Here is a 22,734-nt window from a genome sequence, read left to right on the forward strand (position 1 = left end):
TTAAAAACCACTCGATGAGTGGCTTTTTTACAATCCTGCAAAATCTTTGATTTCTTGTGCTGACATTGAAGAGTCGCAACGGACATTGATTTGTCCATCTACAATGTGAACGAAGCCTGGTACAGTTGGAATTCCGTAGCGTGAGCGGAATGCTTGCAACTCATTGAGTTGGCTTGGTTCTTCACTGTTGATGAAGTAGATGTGAGCTTTGGTTTCAGCTACGACACCTGCCAAAGTACCTGCAAATTTACGGCAGTAAGGGCAAGTTTTGCGACCAATAAAGAAGGTTGCAGTTTCTTTTTTATCAAGAGCTTCTTGCGCACGCGCAACTGTAGTGACTTCAAGGTTTTTGATATTATCTAAAAATTGTTCCATGAGATTACCTCGCTTTCATTGATAAGTCTAGTATGCCATAAAGTTTCTAAAATTGCTTAGATTTGATACGAAAAAAAGATGAGATTAGTTAGTCTCATCTTTTATAGGACCTTATTTTACAAAAGCATTAATTTCTGCTTCAATGTTAGCAATCTTAGCTTGTGATTCTTCGTTTGTTTCACCTACAACTGCAATGTAGAACTTGATTTTTGGTTCTGTACCTGAAGGGCGAACGGCAATCCATGAACCGTCAGCAAGTGTGTATTTCAACACATCACTTGGAGGAGTTGTTAAGTTTGTAACGGTACCGTCAGCAGCAGTAGCAGTTTGTGCCTTGAAGTCTTCTACGACAGTGATAGCTGTTGTGTTCCATTCTTTTGGAGCATTGTTACGGAATTTAGCCATAATCGCTTTGATTTGTTCAGCACCATCGACGCCAGAAAGGGTAACAGAGATAGTCTTTTCAGCGTAGTAGCCGTACTCTTTGTAGATTTCTTCGATACCGTCTGCAAGTGTCAAACCACGTGAACGGTAGTAGGCAGCAAGTTCAGCAACGACAAGGACGGCTTGGATTGCATCTTTATCACGTACAAATGGTTTAATCAAGTAACCGAAGCTTTCTTCAAATCCCATCATGTAAGTGTGATTGTGTTTTTCTTCGAATTCTTGGATTTTTTCAGCGATGAATTTGAAACCAGTCAAGACGTTGAACATAGTTGCGCCGTAGCTTTCAGCAATCTTCGTTACCAAGTCAGTTGATACGATAGATTTACAGAGTGCTGCATTTTCAGGCAGAGTTCCAGCATTTTTGTGGGCTTCCAAGATGTATTTAGCCATGATAGCACCGATTTGGTTACCTGAAAGGTTGAGGTAGCTACCATCTTTTTGAAGAACTTCAACACCAACACGGTCAGCATCAGGGTCAGTTGCGACAAGAACATCTGCACCAACTTGACGACCAAGTTCTTCAGCAAGGGCAAAGGCTGCTTGGCTTTCTGGGTTTGGAGATTTTACAGTTGAGAAGTCTGGGTCAGCAGTTGCTTGAGCTTCTACGACTTGAACAGAGTCAAATCCTGCTTGGGCAAGAGCACGACGAGCCAACATTTCCCCAGTACCATGAAGTGGTGTGTAGACAATCTTCATGTCCTTACCGAATTCTTCAATCAAGGCTGGGTTGATGTTCACATCTTTGACTTCTTTGAGGTATTCTACATCGACAGCTTCGCCGATAACTTCAATCAAGCCAGAAGCTTTTTCAGCTTCCACATCAGCAACTTCAACTGCAAATGGATTTTCGATTGCACGGATATAAGTAGTCAAAGCGTCTGCGTCGTGTGGAGGCATTTGTCCACCGTCTTCACCGTAAACCTTGTATCCGTTAAATGGTGCAGGGTTGTGGCTGGCTGTGACCATGATACCTGCGAAACAGTTGAGGTGACGAACTGCAAATGAGAGTTCTGGAGTTGGACGAAGGCTTTCAAATACATAAGATTTGATACCGTGTTTAGCAAGAACTGCCGCAGATTCAAAGGCAAACTCTGGTGAGAAGTGACGGCTATCGTAGGCGATTGCTACACCACGTTCTTTTTCATTTCCACCTTTTGACTCAATCAAACGAGCCAAACCTTCAGTAGCTTGGCGAACAACGTAGATGTTGATGCGGTTTGTACCAGCACCAATCAAGCCACGCATACCTGCAGTACCAAATTCAAGATTTGTATAGAAGGCATCTTCCTTAGTTTTTTCGTCCATATTTTCCAAATCTTGACGAAGATAGTCAGGAAGCTCCGCAAAATCAACCCATTTCTGGTAATTTTCTTGGTAAGACATTGAAATTCTCCTTTTTGTAAATTGTTTTAACCGTTCACATTATAGCACTTTTTAGCGTTTTAGTAAAACGGTAGCATAATTTTCAGAAAAGTGGTGTCATATGCCGGTTTATCAAGTCTTGAATGCCTTAGGGAAACATGCTATACTGTTTGTATGATTATTTTACAAGCTAATAAAATTGAACGTTCTTTTGCAGGAGAGGTTCTTTTTGATAATATTAATCTGCAGGTTGATGAACGTGATAGGATAGCCCTTGTTGGGAAAAATGGTGCAGGTAAGTCTACTCTTTTGAAGATTTTGGTTGGAGAAGAGGAGCCAACTAGTGGAGAAATCAATAAGAAAAAAGATATTTCTCTGTCTTACCTAGCCCAAGATAGCCGTTTTGAGTCTGAAAATACCATCTACGATGAGATGCTTCATGTCTTTGATGATTTGCGTCGGACGGAGAAACAACTTCGTCAGATGGAGCTAGAGATGGGAGAAAAGTCTGGTGCTGATTTGGATAAACTGATGTCAGATTACGACCGCTTATCTGAGAATTTTCGCCAAGCAGGTGGCTTTACCTATGAAGCTGATATACGAGCGATTTTAAATGGATTTAAGTTTGACGAGTCTATGTGGCAGATGAAAATTGCCGAGCTTTCGGGTGGTCAAAATACTCGTCTGGCACTGGCTAAAATGCTCCTTGAAAAGCCCAATCTCTTGGTCTTGGACGAGCCAACCAACCACTTGGATATTGAAACCATTGCCTGGCTAGAGAATTACTTGGTAAACTATAGCGGCGCCCTTATTATTGTCAGCCACGACCGTTACTTCTTAGACAAGGTTGCGACAATTACGCTGGATTTGACCAAGCATTCCTTGGATCGTTATGTGGGCAATTACTCTCGTTTTGTTGAATTAAAGGAGCAGAAGCTAGCTACTGAAGAAAAAAACTATGAAAAGCAACAAAAGGAAATCGCTGCTCTGGAAGACTTTGTCAATCGCAATCTAGTTCGAGCTTCAACGACTAAACGTGCCCAATCCCGTCGTAAACAACTAGAAAAAATGGAGCGTTTGGACAAGCCAGAAGCTGGTAAGAAATCAGCCAATATGACCTTCCAGTCTGAGAAAACGTCGGGCAATGTTGTCCTGACTGTTGAAAATGCAGCTATTGGCTATGATGGGGAAATATTGTCAGAGCCTATCAACTTAGACCTTCGTAAGATGAATGCTGTCGCTATCGTCGGTCCAAATGGAATCGGCAAGTCAACCTTTATCAAGTCTATTGTGGACCAGATTCCTTTTATCAAAGGTGAAAAGCGCTTTGGTGCCAATGTTGAGGTTGGTTACTATGATCAGACGCAAAGCAAGCTGACAGCAAGTAATACTGTGCTTGATGAACTCTGGAATGATTTTAAACTGACACCAGAAGTTGAAATCCGTAACCGTCTTGGTGCCTTCCTTTTCTCAGGAGATGATGTTAAAAAATCAGTCGGCATGCTGTCAGGTGGAGAAAAAGCTCGTTTGCTTTTAGCTAAATTGTCCATGGAAAACAACAACTTCTTGATCCTTGACGAGCCAACCAACCACTTGGATATTGATAGCAAGGAAGTGCTAGAAAATGCCTTGATTGACTTTGATGGCACCTTGCTTTTTGTCAGCCATGACCGTTACTTTATCAATCGTGTGGCAACTCATGTTTTGGAATTGTCTGAGAATGGTTCGACTCTTTACCTGGGAGATTACGACTACTATGTTGATAAAAAGGCTGAAATGGAAATTAATCAGATGGAGGAAGCTTCAACTAGCAATCAAGCAAAAGAAGCAAGTCCAGTTAATGACTATCAAGCTCAGAAAGAAAGTCAAAAAGAAGCCCGTAAACTCATGCGACAAATCGAAAGTCTAGAAGCTGAAATCGAAGAGTTAGAAAGTCAAAGCCAAGACATTTCTGAACAAATGTTGGAAACAAACGATGCCGGCAAACTGGTGGAATTGCAGGCTGAACTGGACAAAATCAGCCATCGTCAGGAAGAAGCTATGCTTGAGTGGGAAGAATTATCAGAGCAGGTGTAAGATTTCTAAGTTTTCTGCCCTTCTCCATTGTGAGGAGGGCTTAATTTATGGTAAAATGGTTTTATGAATAAAAGAATGAATGAGTTAGTCGCCTTGCTCAATCGCTATGCGACTGAGTATTATACCAGCGATAATCCGTCGGTTTCAGACAGTGAGTACGACCGCCTTTACCGAGAGTTGGTTGAGTTAGAAACTGCCTATCCAGATCAAGTGCTAGCAGACAGTCCTACCCATCGTGTCGGTGGCAAGGTTTTAGATGGTTTTGAAAAATACAGTCATCAGTATCCTCTTTATAGTTTGCAGGATGCTTTTTCACGTGAGGAACTTGAAGCTTTTGATGCGCGTGTTCGTAAGGAAGTGGCTCATCCGACCTATATTTGTGAGCTGAAAATTGATGGCTTGTCTATCTCGCTGACTTATGAAAAGGGGATTTTGGTTGCTGGGGCAACACGTGGTGATGGTTCTATTGGTGAAAATATTACAGAAAATCTTAAACGCGTTAAGGACATTCCCTTAACTTTGCCAGAAGAACTAGATATCACAGTTCGTGGAGAATGTTATATGCCACGCGCTTCTTTTGACCAGGTTAACCAAGCTCGACAAGAAAATGGAGAGCCCGAATTTGCTAATCCTCGTAATGCAGCGGCAGGAACCCTGCGACAGTTGGATACAGCAGTAGTTGCCAAGCGCAATCTTGCAACGTTTCTCTATCAAGAAGCCAGCCCTTCAACTCGTGACAGCCAAGAAAAGGTTTTGAAGCACTTAGAACAGCTCGGTTTTGTAGTCAATCCTAAGCGGATTTTGGCTGAAAATATAGATGAAATCTGGAATTTTATCCAAGAAGTAGGAGAGGAACGGGAGAATCTGCCTTATGATATCGATGGTGTGGTGATCAAGGTTAATGACTTAGCAAGCCAAGAAGAACTTGGTTTTACCGTCAAGGCTCCAAAGTGGGCAGTGGCTTACAAGTTTCCTGCTGAAGAAAAAGAAGCTCAATTACTCTCAGTTGACTGGACAGTTGGCCGTACGGGTGTTGTAACCCCAACTGCGAATTTAACACCAGTACAACTAGCTGGTACAACTGTTAGCCGTGCGACCCTGCACAATGTGGATTATATTGCTGAAAAAGATATCCGCAAAGACGACACGGTTATCGTATATAAGGCTGGCGACATCATCCCTGCCGTTTTACGTGTGGTAGAGTCCAAACGGGTTTCTGAAGAAAAACTAGATATCCCTACAAACTGCCCAAGTTGTGAGTCTGACTTGTTGCACTTTGAAGATGAAGTGGCTCTCCGTTGTATAAATCCGCGTTGTCCTGCCCAAATCATGGAAGGTTTGATTCACTTTGCTTCTCGTGATGCTATGAATATTACAGGCCTTGGTCCATCTATTGTTGAGAAACTCTTTGCTGAGAATTTAGTTAGGGATGTGGCGGATATTTATCGTTTGAAAGAAGAAGATTTCCTCCTTTTAGAGGGGGTTAAGGAAAAGTCTGCTTCTAAACTGTATCAGGCCATCCAAGCATCTAAGGAAAACTCAGCTGAGAAACTATTGTTTGGTTTGGGAATTCGCCATGTCGGAAGCAAGGCCAGTCAGCTTTTACTTCAACATTTTCACTCGATTGAAAATCTGGCTCAGGCAGATCCAGAGGAAGTGGCTAGTATTGAAAGTCTGGGTGGTGTGATTGCCAAGAGTCTCCAGACTTATTTTGCGACAGAAGGCTCTGAAATTCTCCTCAGAGAATTGAAAGAAGCTGGGGTCAATCTGGACTATAAAGGACAGACGGTAGTAGCGGATGCAGCCTTGTCAGGTTTGACCGTGGTATTGACTGGAAAATTGGAACGACTCAAGCGCTCAGAAGCTAAAAATAAACTCGAAAGTCTAGGTGCTAAGGTAACAGGCAGTGTTTCTAAAAAGACCGACCTCGTCGTGGCAGGAGCAGATGCTGGAAGTAAACTTCAAAAAGCACAAGAACTTGGTATTGAGGTTCGAGATGAAGCTTGGCTAGAAAGTCTGTAATGATCGTTTAAAAACAGAGTTTGGATAATTTGACTATGTTTGTTAGTCGTGACAAAATCGGCCAAAAAATTATTAGTGAAATAGAAATAAATTAAGAATAGAAAAGGGAAAAACAATGTATAACTACCCTATGCGCATTCATTACCATCGCAAGAATGGTGAATACGACACTTGCTCTTTTGTAAAAAGTCAGGACCAGCGAATCGATTTACTGACTTACCAAGAAGATTATTTTGGAGCCTTATTTAGTTTTGAACACCCAAGTGCCCATGCTTTGGAAAACTTGAATTTTGTGGTTCATACCGGCCAAACTAGTAAAGAGTATGCTATCCGTTTTAATCACTATCCTCTTTTAACAGAGGTATGGATTTTGGAAGGGGATGATAGAATTTATTATTCTGAAAATCCTGCTATTGCCAGTCCTTTCTACAAAAATCAAAATCCTTTTGCCTTTGACAAGGCCATTAACAGTGCTAGTTTTGACCATCATTGGGGTTATCAAGGAGAATTGGGGTGCCGTGTAGAGGACAATCAGGCTCATTTTGATCTTTGGGCTCCAACAGCGACAGAAGTGAAGGTTGTTGTTTATGAATCAGCTGCTAATGATGCACCTGTTTGGAAGACTTTTGAGATGGAGAGAGGCAATAGCTACTCTTATAATCATAAGGACAATACTATTGGTGTCTGGAGTTTGGATGTTGAGGAAGATTTGACTGGTAAGGCTTATCAGTATCAAGTTCAATTCCCTCATCACCAAACAGTGACACGCGATCCTTATACAATCGCGACCAGTCCTGATGGTAAACGTTCAGCTATCCTGAGCCATGAAGAGAAGCAAGTTGCAAACTTCGAGGTTAAGCATGGTTCTGAAGCTACTTGGCGCTTGACTAATCCGTGTAAGGCAGTTATTTGTGAAATGCACATTCGTGATTTGACAAAATCACCGACCTCAGGTGTGGATGAACATCTTCGAGGAACTTTCTTGGGTGCTGCACAGACAGGGACGGTTAACCAGTACGGCCAAGCAACTGCTTTTGATTACATCAAGAAGATAGGTTACAATTATGTTCAATTGCAACCAATCGCAGATCGCCATAAAGAGTATGATGCGGATGGGAATGTAACCTACAACTGGGGGTATGATCCACAAAACTATAACGCACCAGAAACAAGCCTTTCAACAAATCCAGAGGATCCTGCTCAGGTTATTCGTGATTTGAAGACCATGGTTCAAGCCTATCACGATGCTGGTATTGGTGTCATTATGGATGTGGTCTATAACCATACCTTCTCAGTTGTTGATGCACCTTTCCAAACAACTGTCCCTGATTACTATTATCGTATGAATCCAGACGGTACTTTCCAGAATGGAACGGGTGTTGGAAATGAGACAGCCAGTGAACACGAAATGTTCCGCAAATATATGATTGATTCTCTCCTATACTGGGTGCAGGAATACAATATCGACGGCTTCCGTTTTGATTTGATGGGGATTCATGATGTCAAGACCATGCAGATGATTCGTCAGAGTTTGGATGAAATCGACCCTAATATTATCCTCTATGGAGAAGGTTGGGATATGGGAACAGGTCTTGCTCCTTATGATAAGGCCAAGAAAGACAATGCCTACCAGATGCCAAATATTGGTTTCTTTAATGACAATCAGCGTGATGCTGTTAAAGGTGGAGAAGTTTATGGTGCTATCAAGTCAGGTTTTATTAGTGGTGCTGCGACAGAGCCAATTCTTGCCAAAGCAATCCTAGGCAGTCGTGAATTAGGAACCTATACACATCCAAATCAAGTACTTAACTATGTAGAGGCCCATGACAATTACAATCTTCATGATTTATTGGCAACCCTACATCCAGACCAAAGTTCAGAGCAAATAATGCGCAAGGTCGAAACTGCCACAGCCATGAATCTGCTCATGCAGGGGATGGCCTTTATGGAAATCGGTCAAGAATTTGGTCGTACTAAACTAGTTGCCACTGGTGAAAATGGCGAGTTAACCCATGACGATAGAGAGCGTGCTATGAATAGCTATAATGCTCCTGACAGTGTGAATCAAGTCAACTGGGATTTGATTAATGAGCGTCAAGACAGTATTGAGTTTATTCGTCAGATGATTCGATTGAAGACAGAAACCAGTGCCTTTTCTTATCCTACTTATGATGACATTTACCATCATGTTTTTGTTCATTCAGCCCACGAACATAGTGGTTGGATTGTCTATGAGATTCAAGGGGATGATCACCTATTGGTAGTCTTTAATGCTAAAGGGGAACCATTCCAGTTTGAAAATCCTGGTAATCTAGAACTCTTGGTGACCAATAGCCATTTAAGTGATAAAGACACGGTTGGTGGCGTTAGTGCCAGCGTCTTTAAAGTTTTGTAGAATAGATTTACAATTTAAATTCATTTGTGGTGTTTTATCTGTTAATAAAATCAGGAAATTCGTTTCCTGATTTATTTTTTTACTTAAAATTATATTTTTGTTAGCTAAATAACGAACTTTATGATAGTATTATAAAAAAACAATTCGTTTTCATAGCGTTTCTGAAAATTTCTTGATTTACAAGTGAACACATCAGTGAATTTGTTGAAGACTTTCAAAAGATTTTTTTGCAAATTCCGTAATTTACTTGAATCTTCCCTAAAAAGGTAGTATAATAAATCTATAGAAAACGCTTACAGAAAAGAGGAGGTATTATGGATAAAAGAGAAGCTTTGCACACCTTTATGACAGGAGAAAATTTTCACCTTCAGCATTATCTAGGAGCACATAGGGAAGAACTAAATGGAGAGTACGGTTATACATTTCGTGTGTGGGCTCCCAACGCTCAGGCTGTCCACTTGGTAGGAGATTTCACCAATTGGGTTGAAAATCAAATTCTGATGGAACGGAATGAATTTGGAGTATGGGAAGTCTTTACCAGTCTTGCTCAAGAAGGTCAAATTTATAAGTATCATATCACACGTGCAAATGGTCATCAGCTGATGAAGATTGACCCTTTGGCTGTACGGTATGAGGCCCGACCTGGGACTGGTGCTATTTTAACAGATATTCCAGAAAAGAAATGGAAGGATGGCCTCTGGCTAGCCCGTAGAAAACGCTTGAGCTTTGAAGAGCGTCCTGTCAATATTTATGAGGCTCATGCTGGCTCTTGGAAGAGAAATCCGGATGGCAGCCCCTATAGTTTTGCTCAATTGAAAGATGAACTCATTCCTTACTTGGTTGAGATGAATTATACTCACATTGAGTTTATGCCCCTGATGTCTCACCCACTAGGTTTGAGTTGGGGCTATCAGCTTATGGGTTACTTTGCTCTAGAGCATGCCTATGGTCGTCCTGAAGAGTTTCAAGATTTTGTTGAGGAATGTCACTTAAACAATATTGGGGTTATTGTAGACTGGGTACCTGGTCACTTTACTATCAATGATGATGCCTTGGCCTATTATGATGGAACACCGACTTTTGAATATCAAGACCATAATAAGGCTCATAACTACGGTTGGGGAGCACTCAATTTTGACCTTGGAAAGAATGAAGTCCAGTCCTTCTTGATTTCTAGTATTAAGTTTTGGATTGACTTTTACCATCTAGATGGTATTCGCGTAGATGCCGTTAGCAATATGCTCTATCTTGACTACGATGATGCTCCATGGACACCTAATAAAGATGGCGGCAATCTCAACTACGAGGGTTATTATTTCCTTCAACGCTTGAATGATGTAATTAAACAAGCTCATCCAGACGTTATGATGATAGCTGAGGAAAGTTCATCAGCTACTCAGATTACTGACACTAAGGATTCAGATGGTCTAGGATTTGACTACAAATGGAATATGGGTTGGATGAATGACATCCTCCGTTTCTATGAAGAAGATCCGATTTATCGTAAATACGACTTTAACCTGGTGACTTTCAGCTTTATGTATGTCTTCAAGGAAAACTATCTCCTACCGTTCTCACATGATGAAGTGGTCCATGGTAAGAAGAGTATGATGCATAAGATGTGGGGAGATCGCTATAATCAATTCGCAGGCTTGCGCAATCTCTACACTTACCAAATTTGTCACCCGGGTAAGAAATTACTCTTCATGGGGAGCGAATACGGGCAATTTCTAGAATGGAAATCTGAAGAACAGTTGGAATGGTCTAACCTAGAAGATCCAATGAATGCTAAGATGAAGTATTTCACGTCTCAGCTAAACCAGTTTTACAAAGACCACCGCTGTCTGTGGGAAATTGATACCAGCTATGATGGTATTGAAATCATCGATGCGGATAATAGAGACCAGAGTGTTCTTTCCTTCATCCGTAAGGGTAAGAAGGATGATATGTTAGTCTGTATCTTTAATATGGCACCTGTTGAACGAAAAGATTTTACAATCGGACTTCCTGTTGCAGGGATTTACGAAGAAGTCTGGAATACTGAGTTAGAAGAGTGGGGAGGCGTTTGGAAAGAACATAATCAAACTGTTCAAACGCAAGAAGGACTATGGAAAGATTATGAGCAGACCTTGACCTTTACCCTACCGGCTATGGGAGCAAGTGTTTGGAAAATCAAACGTCGATTGAAACCTACTAAAACCGTCACAAGTAAAAACCAAAAAGGAGTAGAAAATGAAGAATGAAATGTTAGCTTTGATTCTTGCTGGTGGGCAAGGAACTCGTCTCGGTAAACTCACTCAAAGCATTGCAAAACCAGCTGTGCAATTTGGTGGGCGCTACCGTATCATTGACTTTGCTCTTTCAAACTGTGCCAACTCAGGCATCAACAATGTTGGAGTCATTACACAGTACCAACCACTTGCTCTCAACAACCATATTGGTAATGGTTCAAGCTGGGGACTAGACGGTATCAATTCTGGTGTCTCTATTCTTCAACCTTATTCTGCAAGTGAAGGAAATCGTTGGTTTGAGGGGACTAGCCACGCTATTTACCAAAATATTGATTATATCGACAGTGTCAATCCTGAGTATGTCTTGATTCTATCTGGGGACCATATCTACAAAATGGATTATGATGATATGCTCCAGTCTCACAAAGATAATAATGCCAGCTTGACAGTAGCGGTTTTAGACGTCCCTCTTAAAGAAGCTAGTCGTTTTGGTATTATGAACACAGATGCCAATAACCGCATTGTTGAATTTGAAGAAAAACCAGCTCAACCTAAATCTACAAAAGCTTCTATGGGAATTTACATTTTTGATTGGCAACGTCTGCGCAATATGCTTGTTACTGCTGAAAAGAGCAATGTCGATATGTCAGACTTCGGTAAGAATGTCATTCCAAATTACCTTGAGTCAGGTGAAAGTGTCTATGCATATGAGTTTAATGGCTACTGGAAAGATGTTGGTACTATTGAGTCACTTTGGGAAGCTAACATGGAATATATTTCACCAGAAAATGCCTTGGATAGCCGTAACCGTCAATGGAAGATTTACTCAAGAAACTTAATTTCACCACCAAACTTCCTTGGGGCAAATGCTCATGTGGAAGATTCCTTGGTTGTCGATGGCTGTTTCGTAGATGGAACTGTTAAACATTCTATCCTCTCAACAGGTGCGCAAGTTCGCGAAGGGGCAGAAGTAGTAGATTCAGTTATCATGAGTGGTGCAATTGTCGGTCAGGGAGCTAAAATCAAACGTGCCATTATTGGTGAAGGTGCAGTTATTTCTGATGGTGTCGAAATTGATGGAACAGAAGAAGTACAAGTTGTAGGATATGATGAAGTAGTGGGGGTAGCAACAGATGAAGATTGATAAATATTCTGCCATTTTAGGAAACACAGTTGGTTTTCATGATATGTCAACACTGACAGACCACCGTCCAGTAGCTAGTTTGCCATTTGGTGGTAAATATCGCTTGATTGACTTCCCGCTTTCAAGTCTTGCTAATGCTGGTGTCCGTAGTATTTTTGGTATTTTCCAACAAGACAATATCAGCTCAGTCTTTGACCATATCCGTTCAGGACGTGAGTGGGGCTTGTCAACTCTTCTTAGCCACTATTATCTAGGTATTTACAATACTCGTGTGGAAAGTAGTACAGTTGGAAAAGAATACTACCAACAACTTCTTACTTACTTGAAACGTTCTGGCTCAAACCAAACAGTTTCACTCAACTGTGATGTTTTGATTAATATTGATTTGAACCAAGTTTTCCATCTACATAGTACAACAAAAGGGCCTATCACTGTAGTTTATAAAAAACTAGCTAAGAAAGACATTTCAGAAGTAAACGCAATCTTGGAAGTGGATGAAACAGACCATGTTCGTTCTCATAAACTCTTTGATAGTAAATCATCAGATGAAGTTTACAATATGTCGACAGATATCTTTGTCGTTGATACCCCTTGGTTGATTGAACGCTTAGAAGAAGAGGCTAAGAAAGAACATCCAGAGAAGTTGCGCTATGTTTTACGGGATTTGGCTGCAAAAGAAGGGGCTTTTGCCTACGAGTACACAGGCTACCTAGCCAACATTCATTCTGTAGAGTCTTATTATAAAGCGAATATCGATATGCTTGAATCGCAAAAGTTCTATTCTCTCTTCTCACCAAACCAAAAGATTTATACAAAGGTCAAAAACGAAGAGCCAACTTACTATGCCAATACATCTAAGGTAAGTACTTCTCAGTTTGCTTCTGGTAGTATTGTTGAAGGTCAAGTGGCTAATTCTGTTTTATCACGTAATATTCATGTCCATAAGGATAGCTTGGTTAAAGATAGCATCTTATTCCCTCGTGTTGTTATTGGAGAAGGTGCTCAGGTAGAATACGCTATATTGGACAAGGGTGTTGAAGTTGCGGATGGAGTAGTGATCCGTGGAACTGCAGAACATCCAGTCGTCGTTAAGAAAGGTGCTAAAGTAACAGAGGATATTCATTCATGAAAATTTTATTTGTAGCAGCTGAGGGTGCACCCTTTTCAAAAACAGGTGGTTTGGGAGACGTCATTGGCGCTCTTCCTAAATCACTGGTAAAAGCGGGACATGAAGTTGCAGTAATTTTACCCTACTATGACATGGTAGAGGCTAAATTTGGAAATCAGATTGAAGATGTGCTTCATTTTGAGGTTAGTGTTGGTTGGCGCAGACAGTACTGTGGGATTAAGAAAACAGTCTTAAATGGTGTGACCTTCTACTTCATTGACAACCAATATTATTTCTTCCGAGGTCATGTTTACGGTGATTTTGATGACGGAGAACGCTTTGCTTTTTTCCAACTGGCTGCCATTGAGGCTATGGAAAGGATTGACTTTATTCCTGATCTTCTCCATGTTCATGACTACCATACAGCTATGATTCCTTTCTTGTTGAAGGAAAAATACCGTTGGATTCAAGCCTATGAGGGCATTAAAACTGTTTTAACCATTCATAATCTGGAATTTCAAGGACAATTCTCAGAAGGAATGTTATGGGATTTGTTTGGAGTTGGCTTTGAACGTTATGCAGATGGGACACTTCGCTGGAACAACTGTCTGAACTGGATGAAGGCTGGTATTCTTTACGCAGACCGTGTATCAACTGTTTCACCTAGCTATGCTCATGAAATTATGACTAGCCAATTCGGATGTAACTTGGATCAGATTCTTCGAATGGAATCTGGCAAGGTATCTGGTATCGTGAATGGGATTGATGCTGACCTGTATAATCCTCAGACGGATGCTCTTTTAGACTATCATTTTAGTCAAGAAGATTTGTCTGGGAAAGACCAAAACAAGGCAAAATTGCAAGAGAGAGTTGGCTTGCCAGTTAGAGCTGATGTTCCACTGGTGGGAATTGTTTCTCGTTTGACACGTCAAAAAGGTTTTGATGTCGTGGTCGAAAGTCTTCACCATATCTTGCAAAATGATGTTCAGATTGTTCTTTTGGGAACTGGAGATCCAGCCTTTGAAGGTGCTTTCTCGTGGTTTGCTCAGATTTACCCAGACAAGCTATCAGCAAATATCACTTTTGATGTCAAACTAGCTCAAGAAATCTACGCTGCTTGTGACCTCTTCCTCATGCCAAGTCGTTTTGAACCGTGTGGCTTGTCTCAAATGATGGCTATGCGTTACGGAACCTTGCCATTGGTCCATGAAGTTGGTGGCTTGCGAGATACTGTTCGTGCTTTCAATCCAATCGAAGGAAGCGGTACTGGCTTTAGCTTTGACAATCTATCTCCTTACTGGTTGAATTGGACTTTCCAAACAGCATTGGACTTGTATAGAAATCATCCTGACGTTTGGAGAAACTTACAAAAACAAGCTATGGAGTGTGATTTCTCATGGGATACAGCCTGCAGGTCATACCTTGACTTGTACCATAGTTTAGTTAATTAATAGATAAAATCGTATGATGACTTCATACGATTTTTGGGCTATTTAGAGAGGAGAACTGATGTCTCAAGTAAAAGGTTTGTGTGTCATGGATGTTGATGGAACCTTAATTCTAGAAGAAGTGATTGATTTGTTGGGAAGAGAGGCAGGCTGTGAGGAGGAAATTTCGCTGATTACAAGTCGGGCAATGCGAGGAGAGTTAGACTTTGAAAGCAGTTTACGAGACAGAGTGTCCTTGTTGGAAGGTCTTCCTATTTCGGTCTTTGATAAAGTCTTCAACTCTATTCATCTAACGCCAAATGCCCAGGAATTCATTTCCATTCTCCAAAAGAATGGCATCTTAGTAGGTCTGGTGTCTGGCGGCTTTACACCAATCGTTGAGACACTAGCTAAATCCCTTGGTATTGCCTATTTCTCTGCCAACCAACTAGAAGTCAAAGGTGGCTTTCTAACAGGGAAATTAGTTGGACAAATTATTAGTCCCGAGGTTAAAAAAGAGACTCTGGAACAATGGAGAAAGGAACTAAAACTTTCTAAAGAAAGAACGATTGCAATCGGTGACGGGGCCAATGATCTATTTATGTTGAAGTCAGCAGGATTGGGAATCGCTTTTTGTGGCAAAGAAGTACTCAAAAAAGAAATACCGAATCATGTTGACAAGAGGGATTTTTTAAAAGTTCTTCCTTTGATTGACTGTTTAGAATGAGGGAAAATATGAAGATTGTAATTGCACCAGATTCATTTAAGGAAAGCTTGTCCGCTCAACAAGTAGCTGAAGCAATAAAAAGAGGCTTCCAACAATCGATAGCAGATGTAGAATGTCTCCTCTGCCCTGTTGGTGATGGGGGAGAAGGTACTGTAGATGCTATCCGACATTCTCTGGACCTTGAAGAAAAATGGATCCAAGTGACAGGCCCTTTTGGCCAAAAAGAAGCCATGCGCTATTTTCAAAAAAGTCAACTGGCACTATTTGAAGTCGCCGACTTGGTTGGCCTTGGAAAAATTCCGCTAGAGAAACGAAATCCACTTCAAATCCAGACTTGTGGTATTGGAGAGTTGATTCGTCATCTCATTGCTCAAGGGATTAAAGAAATCTATATCGGCGTTGGTGGCACGGCCAGTAATGACGGAGGAATTGGGATCGCTGCTGGTTTAGGTTATCGATTTTATGATAGGGATGGAAATGTCTTGCCTGCATGCGGTCAATCCTTACTAAAATTAGCTTCTGTTTCAACAGAAAATCGCTATGAAATTCCTGAAGATGTTCAAATTCGTATTTTAGCAGATGTCGTGAGTCCCTTATGTGGTCCACAAGGTGCGACCTACACTTTTGGAAAGCAAAAAGGTTTACATCCTACTATGTTTGCAGTCGTAGATCAGGCAATCCAAGATTTTTATGAAAAAGCCTCACCTGTAACATTGGAAATTAAAGGAGCAGGAGCTGGTGGAGGCATTGCTGCTGGTTTGTGTGCCTTTGCTCAGGCAAATATCGTGTCGGGAATTGATACCTGCTTGAACCTAATCAACTTTGATAAGAAAGTTTTAGATGCTGACTTGGTAGTTGTAGGAGAAGGAAGGCTAGATCGTCAAAGTTTAGCAGGTAAAGCGCCTATAGGTGTTGCAAAAAGAACCCCTGTCGGAGTTCCTGTCATTGCTATTTGTGGTAGTATTGCTGAGGATTTACCTTCCCTACCATTTGAGAATATCCAAGCGGCCTTTTCTATTTTGGAGAAAAGTGAAGCTTTAGAAGATAGTTTGAAAAATGCCAGTCTCTATCTGGAGCACACAACTGCCAATATTGGACGTTTATTAAGTATGAATAAGATTTAGCCAAACCATTTCTTCCATAAGGATGTTTTGGCAGGTTCTTCCTTTTTAACTTCCCAAAGTTTTGCAAAAGCAAGTCGAAGGTTCTTTTCTTCTACTTGAACTGGTGCATTGGTGTGGATAATCAGGCCAAAAGGAGAAGAAGTATGCTCTTCGGATACAATGGTAGCTTGACTATCAGTTTCTTTGGCTTCTTTTAAGTAGAAAACTTGTTTGTCAAATTCGATATTTGGTGAAATCTTCACAAATAGTGGCTCCGCTTTTTCCTGAAGGTTTTCTAAAATAGATAAAAAGCCTTTTTCTAGCTGAGGGCTATTTGCCGTATCAATATCTGCATATCCAAGAACTCTTTCCTCAAAAGTGCCAAGATAGCGTCTTTGCTCATCCGGATTTATTTTTGGCCCACCATGAGCTTTTTCAAGTAATTGTTTTGATAAATCTGTCATGAAAACAGTATATCATAAAAGTTAGAATAAAACAGACAAAAGAAAGCGATTACTTTATAAAGTTAAGGAAAATTTGCACAAAGATAACGTTTTTTCTTGAAAAAGGAGGGTATTTAAGGTATTATAGAGGTGTAAAAAATTTAACTCATAAGGAGAGTAAAAAATGTCAATTATTACTGATGTTTACGCTCGCGAAGTCCTAGACTCACGCGGTAACCCAACACTTGAAGTAGAAGTTTACACTGAATCAGGTGCTTTCGGACGTGGTATGGTTCCATCAGGAGCTTCTACTGGTGAACACGAAGCAGTTGAACTTCGCGACGGTGACAAATCTCGTTACGGTGGTCTTGGTACACAAAAAGCTGTTGACAACGTAAACAACATCATTGCTGAAGCAATCATCGGCTACGATGTACGTGACCAACAAGCTATCGACCGTGCTATGATCGCACTTGACGGTACTCCTAACAAAGGTAAATTGGGTGCCAACGCAATCCTTGGTGTGTCTATCGCTGTAGCTCGCGCTGCTGCTGACTACCTTGAAATCCCACTTTACAGCTACCTTGGTGGATTCAACACTAAAGTTCTTCCAACTCCAATGATGAACATCATCAACGGTGGTTCTCACTCAGATGCTCCAATTGCTTTCCAAGAGTTCATGATCGTACCTGCTGGTGCACCTACATTCAAAGAAGCTCTTCGTTGGGGTGCTGAAATCTTCCACGCTCTTAAGAAAATCCTTAAATCTCGTGGTCTTGAAACAGCCGTAGGTGACGAAGGTGGATTCGCTCCTCGTTTCGAAGGAACTGAAGACGGTGTTGAAACTATCCTTGCTGCTATCGAAGCTGCTGGATATGTTCCAGGTAAAGACGTATTTATCGGATTTGACTGTGCTTCATCAGAATTCTACGATAAAGAACGTAAAGTTTACGACTACACTAAATTTGAAGGTGAAGGAGCTGCTGTACGTACTGCTGCAGAACAAATCGACTACCTTGAAGAATTGGTAAACAAATACCCAATCATCACTATCGAAGATGGTATGGATGAAAATGACTGGGACGGATGGAAAGCTCTTACTGAACGTCTTGGTGGTAAAGTTCAATTGGTTGGTGACGACTTCTTCGTAACAAACACTTCATACCTTGAAAAAGGTATCGCAGAAGGCGCAGCTAACTCAATCCTTATCAAAGTTAACCAAATCGGTACTCTTACTGAAACATTCGACGCTATCGAAATGGCTAAAGAAGCTGGTTACACTGCCGTTGTATCACACCGTTCAGGTGAAACTGAAGATTCAACAATCGCTGACATCGCAGTTGCAACAAACGCAGGACAAATCAAGACTGGTTCACTTTCACGTACAGACCGTATTGCTAAATACAACCAATTGCTTCGTATTGAAGACCAACTTGGTGAAGTAGCTGAATACCGTGGATTGAAATCATTCTACAACCTTAAAAAATAATCTAATTTCTAGATTAGATGGCGTAAAGCCTTTAAAATAAGCACTTTGGGGCGCTTTCCCTTAGTGCTTTTTCTTATTTTACTACCCTTTTAGTTACCCGATAGTAATTTTAAGTATAGTAAGAGGGTAGTCACTCATCGTGACACCCTTTATAAATTATTGATGGCTGTTTCATAATTTGAGACAGCTTTTTTTGCATTCTCTTGGTTTGTATGCCAGTAAACATTTTCAGTCACTAATAAGTTAGAGTGTCCCAATCTATATTGGACATCTTTAGGGCTAGTCTGAGCGTACAACATCATAGTGGTATGTGTATGGCGGAAACCGTGGAATGATACATTGGTTACACCAGCGTTCTCAAAATGCTTATTTAGGCGTTTGCGTAGTTTGCAAGCATAAGCATATTTTTCTGTAAATACTGAGAATACAACTGTTTCAGTTCGGCCTAATTTCCAAGACTGAATTTGTTGACGATTTTTGTATTGTTTAAGTAAAAGTAAGGTTGTTCTGTCTATTGGTATATCACGATAACCAGCGCTTGATTTAGGCGAATTTATTTCTTGATAGCGGTTTAGTGTTTTAGTGATACTGATAACACCGCTTTCTAGGTCAATATCAGACCACTCAAGGGCTAATGCTTCACCGATACGGCAACCAGTTGCCAATAAAGTTTTATACAGGACAACATCAAATAGGTTTTCATAATTTGATTGATCCAGAGTATCTAAATAGCCAAGAAACTGTTTTAATTCTTTGTTGTCTAAGTATTTTACAGTAGACTTTTCTTTTTGCTGTTTGCGTGGAACGATGACATCATTAGCTGGATTGTATTGTATTACCTGAATAGCTACGCCATACTTCAAAATACGCTTATTCATGTTATGAAGTAAGGAGTAGTTAGCAAACGCCCCTTTTTCGCCTTTATTGGCCTTGTCAGCCCATTTATTCACTTGTTGTTGAAGAATAGGCGTGGTTAACTTATCTAGCTTGTAATCGCCAAATACAGGCAATAAATGCACTCTAACCAATCCATCCATAGACTGGCGAGTATTGGGTTTAACTGTATTCTTGTAACTATCCCACCAAACTTTTACCAATTCTTCGTATGTTGTGATTGTTGGCTTATCTTTAACTGTATAGCCGTTTGAAGCAAAAGCATTGACAGCTTCCCTTGCTTTGATTTTAATCCCCTTTTTAGTGTTGGCCGTAACAGTAGTTCTAGCCTTTTTCCCTGTAAGTTTGTCAACCCCAAGATACACGCTTGCTCGGTATACGATAGATCCGTTTTTCTTTTTGTATTCTGTAATATTCATGGTTTACTCCTTTTCCATCAGCAGGCAAGCAATTAGAAAAGGTTTTGAGTTTATACCATGCGAGGGGCTACGAGAACCCTCTTATTTTCGATTTTAATCAGTCAGACGGTAAATTGTACCAGAATAGAAAACAGGCGGATATGGGGCTTATATGGGGTTTAAAAAGCCCCGATATTTCAAGAGTTTTATCGCTTTAAAACTGTTCCATACGTGTTTTTTCATAGTCCAGTGATTCTTTGAATAGGCCAGCTAGTCCAGTTACATCTTGGTTTGCGAGGAGTTCCATATAATGCGCCCTTGAGTCTTTTGAGACGATGATAGGAGCGTTTAGATACTTCATAGCTAGGTACATGAGTACCAGGCGACCAGTACGGCCGTTACCGTCGCTAAATGGATGAATCCGTTCAATCTGGATATGGGTATCTGCTAAAATCTCTAAGATTTCTTTTTCATCATGAGCATGATCTAAGCGATAAGCAGTATTATCCGCCCATTGTGTCATAAGGTAGGGAGTTTCTGCTGGGCTAGCCGTTTGAAATTCCGCCCCGATAATAGCATTTTGAACTTGTTTAAATCGTCCTCTATCATGTTGCAGTCTATCCACTAACAAGGCGTGAAAATCTTGAACCACCCCCACAGTAAGGGCTTGATGGTTTGCCAATGAGTCCAAGAGATAAGAAAAGGCTTGTTTATGGTTTTCAATCTCATAAAACTCACGAATACTTTTGCCGTTTCGTGGCAAGGTGCTTTCTAAGATAATGCTGACGGTTTCGGGTAGAGAGATAGTGTTCCCTTCAATACCGCTAGAATGGTAGGCCATGCGTACCAGTATATCGTCCAGATATTTTTGTGAGTAGGTCATAATTCCCCTTTCTATTTGTCAATTTCGCTCATTTTTGCACTTTAGTCTGTAAAATCGGCTTTCTATTCTTCAATTTCCCCTGTTTTTGCACAATAGACCTTTGAAATAGGATTGCTATTGGCGAATATGGGAAGTTATTTAATATTATTCTTCTCATTGTATTCCATTGTGGAATAGTTCTCTTGCCATATTTTACTGTATTTAAACAATTCCTTGAACTCATTTTCTTTCTCAGATTTCATTTGTTCAAAGTATCCACCAGCCATTGTAACCATCAAATATCTATTATTTATATTTGACATTGTTTTCATAAGATCTTTGATTTGCTCAATTTGATTATCTGAAAGATAGATAGAATACTCTTTTAGTAGTCGGATAAAATCTTTGTCAAATGCTTGCGCAGTTTTTTCAACCTCTTTTCTTTGATTATATAGAAGTCTGTTCCGAACGATAGATAAATAGTGATTTCTTAATTCTGGATTATTTTCTAAATCTTCTTTTTCAGTTGGAGTTAAAACATGATCTAGCTGTAATTCTAATTCATCTATTAATTCTTTTGGAACGTCATCATACCCCAACAGGTAGCCTACACTTACCCCGAAGTGATCAGCTAGTTGCTGGGCTTTTTCTTGCTTAAGGGAAACATCCTCAGCATTTTCCCATCTAGATATTGTTAGTTTTTTTACACCTATTTCATCGGCCAATTCTTTTTGTGTTTTCCCTTGTTTTTGTCTAAGTAGTTTAATACGATTTTTCATAAATATTATTACCTCATTGTGATTATATCATAAAATAAAAAAAATATCAAAAAAGATAACACAAAACATCATTTATTGCTTGACAAGTATCATTTATGATGTTACAATCTAGATAAAGTTATCAATTATGATATCTTTTGGAAGGAGGAACTTTATTGCTTATTACCTCAACACAAGCAAAAGCGATTCGCCGAAAGCAAGCAGATAAGAAATTGACTGCAAAGCAAGCAGGCGAAGAAATAGGAGTTACACAAGTTACCTATCGAAAAATCCGAGACGGTGGCGAAGTAAAGCCTAGCATTTATCAAAAAGCCATGCAGTGGCTTGCAGAAGATTATTAGAAAGGAGCGACCCAATCGCAATACTATTTTACATTTACAGATTTCTCATGTGGTGCTTTACCACTGGGGATTGACAACAAAAAAGGAGAAAAGAAATGAACTTTAAAGAATTTAAAACATGGCTAGATGATGCCGTGAGTGTGGCTGAAGCTATGGGACTACCTGAAAATAAAGCAGTACTTGATGACTTAATAGAAAAGACAGCTAATAATCTAGCTTTTATTGCTGAATTAGTGGAAAATCGTCAACTGATCTATAAGAAGCCAAGAAATGATGATTAAAAACGACAACAAAAAAGTCACTTGCTCAAATTTTGGTCGAGGAGAGCAAGCGACTGGATCAAGAATATAGATATTTTTCTATATCTCAATTATAACAAAAATCAACTATTCAATCAATAACAACTAGTGGCAGGCAAGCAATTAGAAAAGATTTTGAAATTTAAGTGCTGACACGGCGACTCTAAGCACTCTTTAACAAAAATGTGGGTGGATTACCCACGAAACATCACTACATACGTTCGCCAACTTGGGGTAATCGCCCAGCGTTTGGAGTGGTGTCAATACTGTATAGGAAACGACAATAAAAAGGCCAACGGAGGAAAAATATGATAGCAGATCAATTAGAAGCTATTTCAACAAATTTAGAAGAAATACAAGAAATTCTTGTAGGAGCTGGAACTGCATTAGCTAAAAGAGAAATCAGCAGGGTATTGAATGACTTGGATGATGTCTACAATGAACTAACTAGCACAGAATACCATGAACAACAGCAAACGCTAAAGGAACAAACAGAGAAGATGAAACAGAGGGTGATTGCTGAGGTAATAGGTGAACTAGAAGAACGAGAAGAGTCTTATTACAGAAATTATTGGGGTGATACTAAGTTTATAAAGCTACTTTCCAACTTTGATGGATTTCTTTTCTTAAACACTTACCTAGCTGAAATAACTAAAGAAAATACCTACCCAATGGAACAAAGCCAATTATTGAATTATGTATGGGAAGTCATAGCGGTTGATATCGCAAAGAAAAAACGAGGGAAAAAGAACGTTTTGGATTCATGGACAGACTCATCCTTATATACTCGTGGAATGATGATTGATTAGGAG

The 22,734-nt window shown here is 40.1% G+C and carries 19 protein-coding genes; 13 read left to right on the forward strand and 6 right to left on the reverse strand.

Annotated elements, in window-relative coordinates; translation table 11 throughout:
- Positions 1 to 27 precede the first annotated feature (27 nt).
- Both ACLNCW_RS00790 and ACLNCW_RS00795 read right to left on the reverse strand, forming a co-directional pair.
- A complete protein-coding gene (locus ACLNCW_RS00790; RefSeq protein WP_424845196.1) occupies positions 28 to 375 on the reverse strand; it encodes a thioredoxin in 348 nt (115 codons plus the stop codon).
- A gap of 111 nt (positions 376 to 486) precedes the next feature.
- On the reverse strand, positions 487 to 2,205 hold the full coding sequence (locus tag ACLNCW_RS00795) for a phospho-sugar mutase (protein WP_004254235.1): 1,719 nt from the start codon (positions 2,203 to 2,205) through the stop codon (positions 487 to 489).
- A gap of 153 nt (positions 2,206 to 2,358) precedes the next feature.
- On the opposite strand from ACLNCW_RS00795, the gene ACLNCW_RS00800 reads away from it, so the two are divergent.
- The 9 genes from ACLNCW_RS00800 to ACLNCW_RS00840 all read left to right on the forward strand — a co-directional run bounded on the left by ACLNCW_RS00800 (position 2,359) and on the right by ACLNCW_RS00840 (position 16,438).
- Positions 2,359 to 4,260 carry an ABC-F family ATP-binding cassette domain-containing protein gene (locus ACLNCW_RS00800; RefSeq protein WP_424845197.1) on the forward strand — a complete coding sequence of 634 codons (1,902 nt, stop codon included), beginning with the start codon at positions 2,359 to 2,361 and terminating at the stop codon, positions 4,258 to 4,260.
- Positions 4,261 to 4,323: 63 nt separating this feature from the next.
- Positions 4,324 to 6,282 carry an NAD-dependent DNA ligase LigA gene (ligA, locus tag ACLNCW_RS00805; protein ID WP_049491448.1) on the forward strand — a complete coding sequence of 653 codons (1,959 nt, stop codon included), beginning with the start codon at positions 4,324 to 4,326 and terminating at the stop codon, positions 6,280 to 6,282.
- Between the two features lie 115 nt (positions 6,283 to 6,397).
- Positions 6,398 to 8,677: a type I pullulanase gene (gene pulA, locus ACLNCW_RS00810; protein ID WP_424845198.1), complete on the forward strand. Its 2,280-nt coding sequence runs from the start codon at positions 6,398 to 6,400 to the stop codon at positions 8,675 to 8,677.
- Positions 8,678 to 8,991: 314 nt separating this feature from the next.
- The gene (gene glgB / locus ACLNCW_RS00815) at positions 8,992 to 10,920 is read left to right on the forward strand and encodes a 1,4-alpha-glucan branching protein GlgB (RefSeq protein ID WP_424845199.1); all 1,929 of its coding nucleotides are present in this window, start codon (positions 8,992 to 8,994) and stop codon (positions 10,918 to 10,920) included.
- A complete protein-coding gene (locus tag ACLNCW_RS00820; RefSeq protein ID WP_049491443.1) occupies positions 10,910 to 12,052 on the forward strand; it encodes a glucose-1-phosphate adenylyltransferase in 1,143 nt (380 codons plus the stop codon). Before glgB ends, ACLNCW_RS00820 begins: the two co-directional genes overlap by 11 nt.
- A complete protein-coding gene (glgD, locus tag ACLNCW_RS00825) occupies positions 12,042 to 13,181 on the forward strand; it encodes a glucose-1-phosphate adenylyltransferase subunit GlgD (protein WP_049491441.1) in 1,140 nt (379 codons plus the stop codon). Before ACLNCW_RS00820 ends, glgD begins: the two co-directional genes overlap by 11 nt.
- Complete coding sequence (glgA, locus tag ACLNCW_RS00830; RefSeq protein WP_424845200.1) at positions 13,178 to 14,611, forward strand: glycogen synthase GlgA; 1,434 nt, start codon at positions 13,178 to 13,180, stop codon at positions 14,609 to 14,611. Before glgD ends, glgA begins: the two co-directional genes overlap by 4 nt.
- Positions 14,612 to 14,669: 58 nt before the next feature.
- Positions 14,670 to 15,314, forward strand: coding sequence for a phosphoserine phosphatase SerB (gene serB, locus ACLNCW_RS00835; RefSeq protein WP_261035205.1), 645 nt, complete (start codon positions 14,670 to 14,672; stop codon positions 15,312 to 15,314).
- 8 nt (positions 15,315 to 15,322) lie between these two features.
- Positions 15,323 to 16,438, forward strand: a complete 1,116-nt coding sequence (locus ACLNCW_RS00840) for a glycerate kinase (protein WP_424845201.1) — start codon at positions 15,323 to 15,325, stop codon at positions 16,436 to 16,438.
- On the opposite strand, the gene ACLNCW_RS00845 is transcribed toward ACLNCW_RS00840, so the two are convergent.
- Positions 16,435 to 16,881 (reverse strand): DUF1694 domain-containing protein, encoded by a 447-nt coding sequence (locus ACLNCW_RS00845; RefSeq protein ID WP_265473191.1) that lies wholly within the window; start codon positions 16,879 to 16,881, stop codon positions 16,435 to 16,437. The two genes, ACLNCW_RS00840 and ACLNCW_RS00845, sit on opposite strands and share 4 nt — an antisense overlap.
- Positions 16,882 to 17,044: 163 nt before the next feature.
- On the opposite strand from ACLNCW_RS00845, the gene eno reads away from it, so the two are divergent.
- A complete protein-coding gene (eno, locus tag ACLNCW_RS00850) occupies positions 17,045 to 18,349 on the forward strand; it encodes a surface-displayed alpha-enolase (RefSeq protein WP_000022824.1) in 1,305 nt (434 codons plus the stop codon).
- Between the two features lie 149 nt (positions 18,350 to 18,498).
- On the opposite strand, the gene ACLNCW_RS00855 is transcribed toward eno, so the two are convergent.
- From ACLNCW_RS00855 to ACLNCW_RS00865, 3 genes are all read right to left on the reverse strand, one after another.
- Entirely contained in the window at positions 18,499 to 19,662 is a 1,164-nt protein-coding gene (locus tag ACLNCW_RS00855; RefSeq protein WP_261015600.1) for a site-specific integrase, read from the reverse strand.
- A 193-nt stretch (positions 19,663 to 19,855) separates the two neighbouring features.
- Positions 19,856 to 20,524 (reverse strand): Fic family protein, encoded by a 669-nt coding sequence (locus ACLNCW_RS00860; protein WP_070527673.1) that lies wholly within the window; start codon positions 20,522 to 20,524, stop codon positions 19,856 to 19,858.
- A 134-nt stretch (positions 20,525 to 20,658) separates the two neighbouring features.
- On the reverse strand, positions 20,659 to 21,282 hold the full coding sequence (locus tag ACLNCW_RS00865) for a helix-turn-helix domain-containing protein (RefSeq protein WP_261015599.1): 624 nt from the start codon (positions 21,280 to 21,282) through the stop codon (positions 20,659 to 20,661).
- A 155-nt stretch (positions 21,283 to 21,437) separates the two neighbouring features.
- Here ACLNCW_RS00865 and ACLNCW_RS00870 point away from each other — a divergent pair, with 155 nt between their 5' ends.
- The 3 genes from ACLNCW_RS00870 to ACLNCW_RS00880 all read left to right on the forward strand — a co-directional run bounded on the left by ACLNCW_RS00870 (position 21,438) and on the right by ACLNCW_RS00880 (position 22,731).
- A complete protein-coding gene (locus ACLNCW_RS00870) occupies positions 21,438 to 21,623 on the forward strand; it encodes a hypothetical protein (protein ID WP_000909283.1) in 186 nt (61 codons plus the stop codon).
- Between the two features lie 95 nt (positions 21,624 to 21,718).
- Positions 21,719 to 21,904, forward strand: coding sequence for a hypothetical protein (locus ACLNCW_RS00875; RefSeq protein WP_261015598.1), 186 nt, complete (start codon positions 21,719 to 21,721; stop codon positions 21,902 to 21,904).
- A gap of 326 nt (positions 21,905 to 22,230) precedes the next feature.
- Entirely contained in the window at positions 22,231 to 22,731 is a 501-nt protein-coding gene (locus ACLNCW_RS00880; protein ID WP_119942668.1) for a hypothetical protein, read from the forward strand.
- Positions 22,732 to 22,734: the final 3 nt, after the last annotated feature.

Origin of the sequence: Streptococcus sp. CL6.22 (genome assembly GCF_049738055.1) — a bacterium.
GTDB lineage: Bacteria > Bacillota > Bacilli > Lactobacillales > Streptococcaceae > Streptococcus > Streptococcus mitis_DJ.

What these genes read in the sequence shown, in the direction of transcription:
- ACLNCW_RS00860 (WP_070527673.1), bottom strand. Translation starts at nt 20,524, where the DNA reads ATGACCTACTCACAAAAATATCTGGACGATATACTGGTACGCATGGCC.
- ACLNCW_RS00855 (WP_261015600.1), bottom strand. Translation starts at nt 19,662, where the DNA reads ATGAATATTACAGAATACAAAAAGAAAAACGGATCTATCGTATACCGA.
- eno (WP_000022824.1), top strand. Translation starts at nt 17,045, where the DNA reads ATGTCAATTATTACTGATGTTTACGCTCGCGAAGTCCTAGACTCACGC.
- serB (WP_261035205.1), top strand. Translation starts at nt 14,670, where the DNA reads ATGTCTCAAGTAAAAGGTTTGTGTGTCATGGATGTTGATGGAACCTTA.
- glgB (WP_424845199.1), top strand. Translation starts at nt 8,992, where the DNA reads ATGGATAAAAGAGAAGCTTTGCACACCTTTATGACAGGAGAAAATTTT.
- ACLNCW_RS00880 (WP_119942668.1), top strand. Translation starts at nt 22,231, where the DNA reads ATGATAGCAGATCAATTAGAAGCTATTTCAACAAATTTAGAAGAAATA.
- glgA (WP_424845200.1), top strand. Translation starts at nt 13,178, where the DNA reads ATGAAAATTTTATTTGTAGCAGCTGAGGGTGCACCCTTTTCAAAAACA.
- ACLNCW_RS00865 (WP_261015599.1), bottom strand. Translation starts at nt 21,282, where the DNA reads ATGAAAAATCGTATTAAACTACTTAGACAAAAACAAGGGAAAACACAA.
- glgD (WP_049491441.1), top strand. Translation starts at nt 12,042, where the DNA reads ATGAAGATTGATAAATATTCTGCCATTTTAGGAAACACAGTTGGTTTT.
- ACLNCW_RS00875 (WP_261015598.1), top strand. Translation starts at nt 21,719, where the DNA reads ATGAACTTTAAAGAATTTAAAACATGGCTAGATGATGCCGTGAGTGTG.
- ACLNCW_RS00800 (WP_424845197.1), top strand. Translation starts at nt 2,359, where the DNA reads ATGATTATTTTACAAGCTAATAAAATTGAACGTTCTTTTGCAGGAGAG.
- ACLNCW_RS00790 (WP_424845196.1), bottom strand. Translation starts at nt 375, where the DNA reads ATGGAACAATTTTTAGATAATATCAAAAACCTTGAAGTCACTACAGTT.
- pulA (WP_424845198.1), top strand. Translation starts at nt 6,398, where the DNA reads ATGTATAACTACCCTATGCGCATTCATTACCATCGCAAGAATGGTGAA.
- ligA (WP_049491448.1), top strand. Translation starts at nt 4,324, where the DNA reads ATGAATAAAAGAATGAATGAGTTAGTCGCCTTGCTCAATCGCTATGCG.
- ACLNCW_RS00795 (WP_004254235.1), bottom strand. Translation starts at nt 2,205, where the DNA reads ATGTCTTACCAAGAAAATTACCAGAAATGGGTTGATTTTGCGGAGCTT.
- ACLNCW_RS00840 (WP_424845201.1), top strand. Translation starts at nt 15,323, where the DNA reads ATGAAGATTGTAATTGCACCAGATTCATTTAAGGAAAGCTTGTCCGCT.
- ACLNCW_RS00845 (WP_265473191.1), bottom strand. Translation starts at nt 16,881, where the DNA reads ATGACAGATTTATCAAAACAATTACTTGAAAAAGCTCATGGTGGGCCA.
- ACLNCW_RS00820 (WP_049491443.1), top strand. Translation starts at nt 10,910, where the DNA reads ATGAAGAATGAAATGTTAGCTTTGATTCTTGCTGGTGGGCAAGGAACT.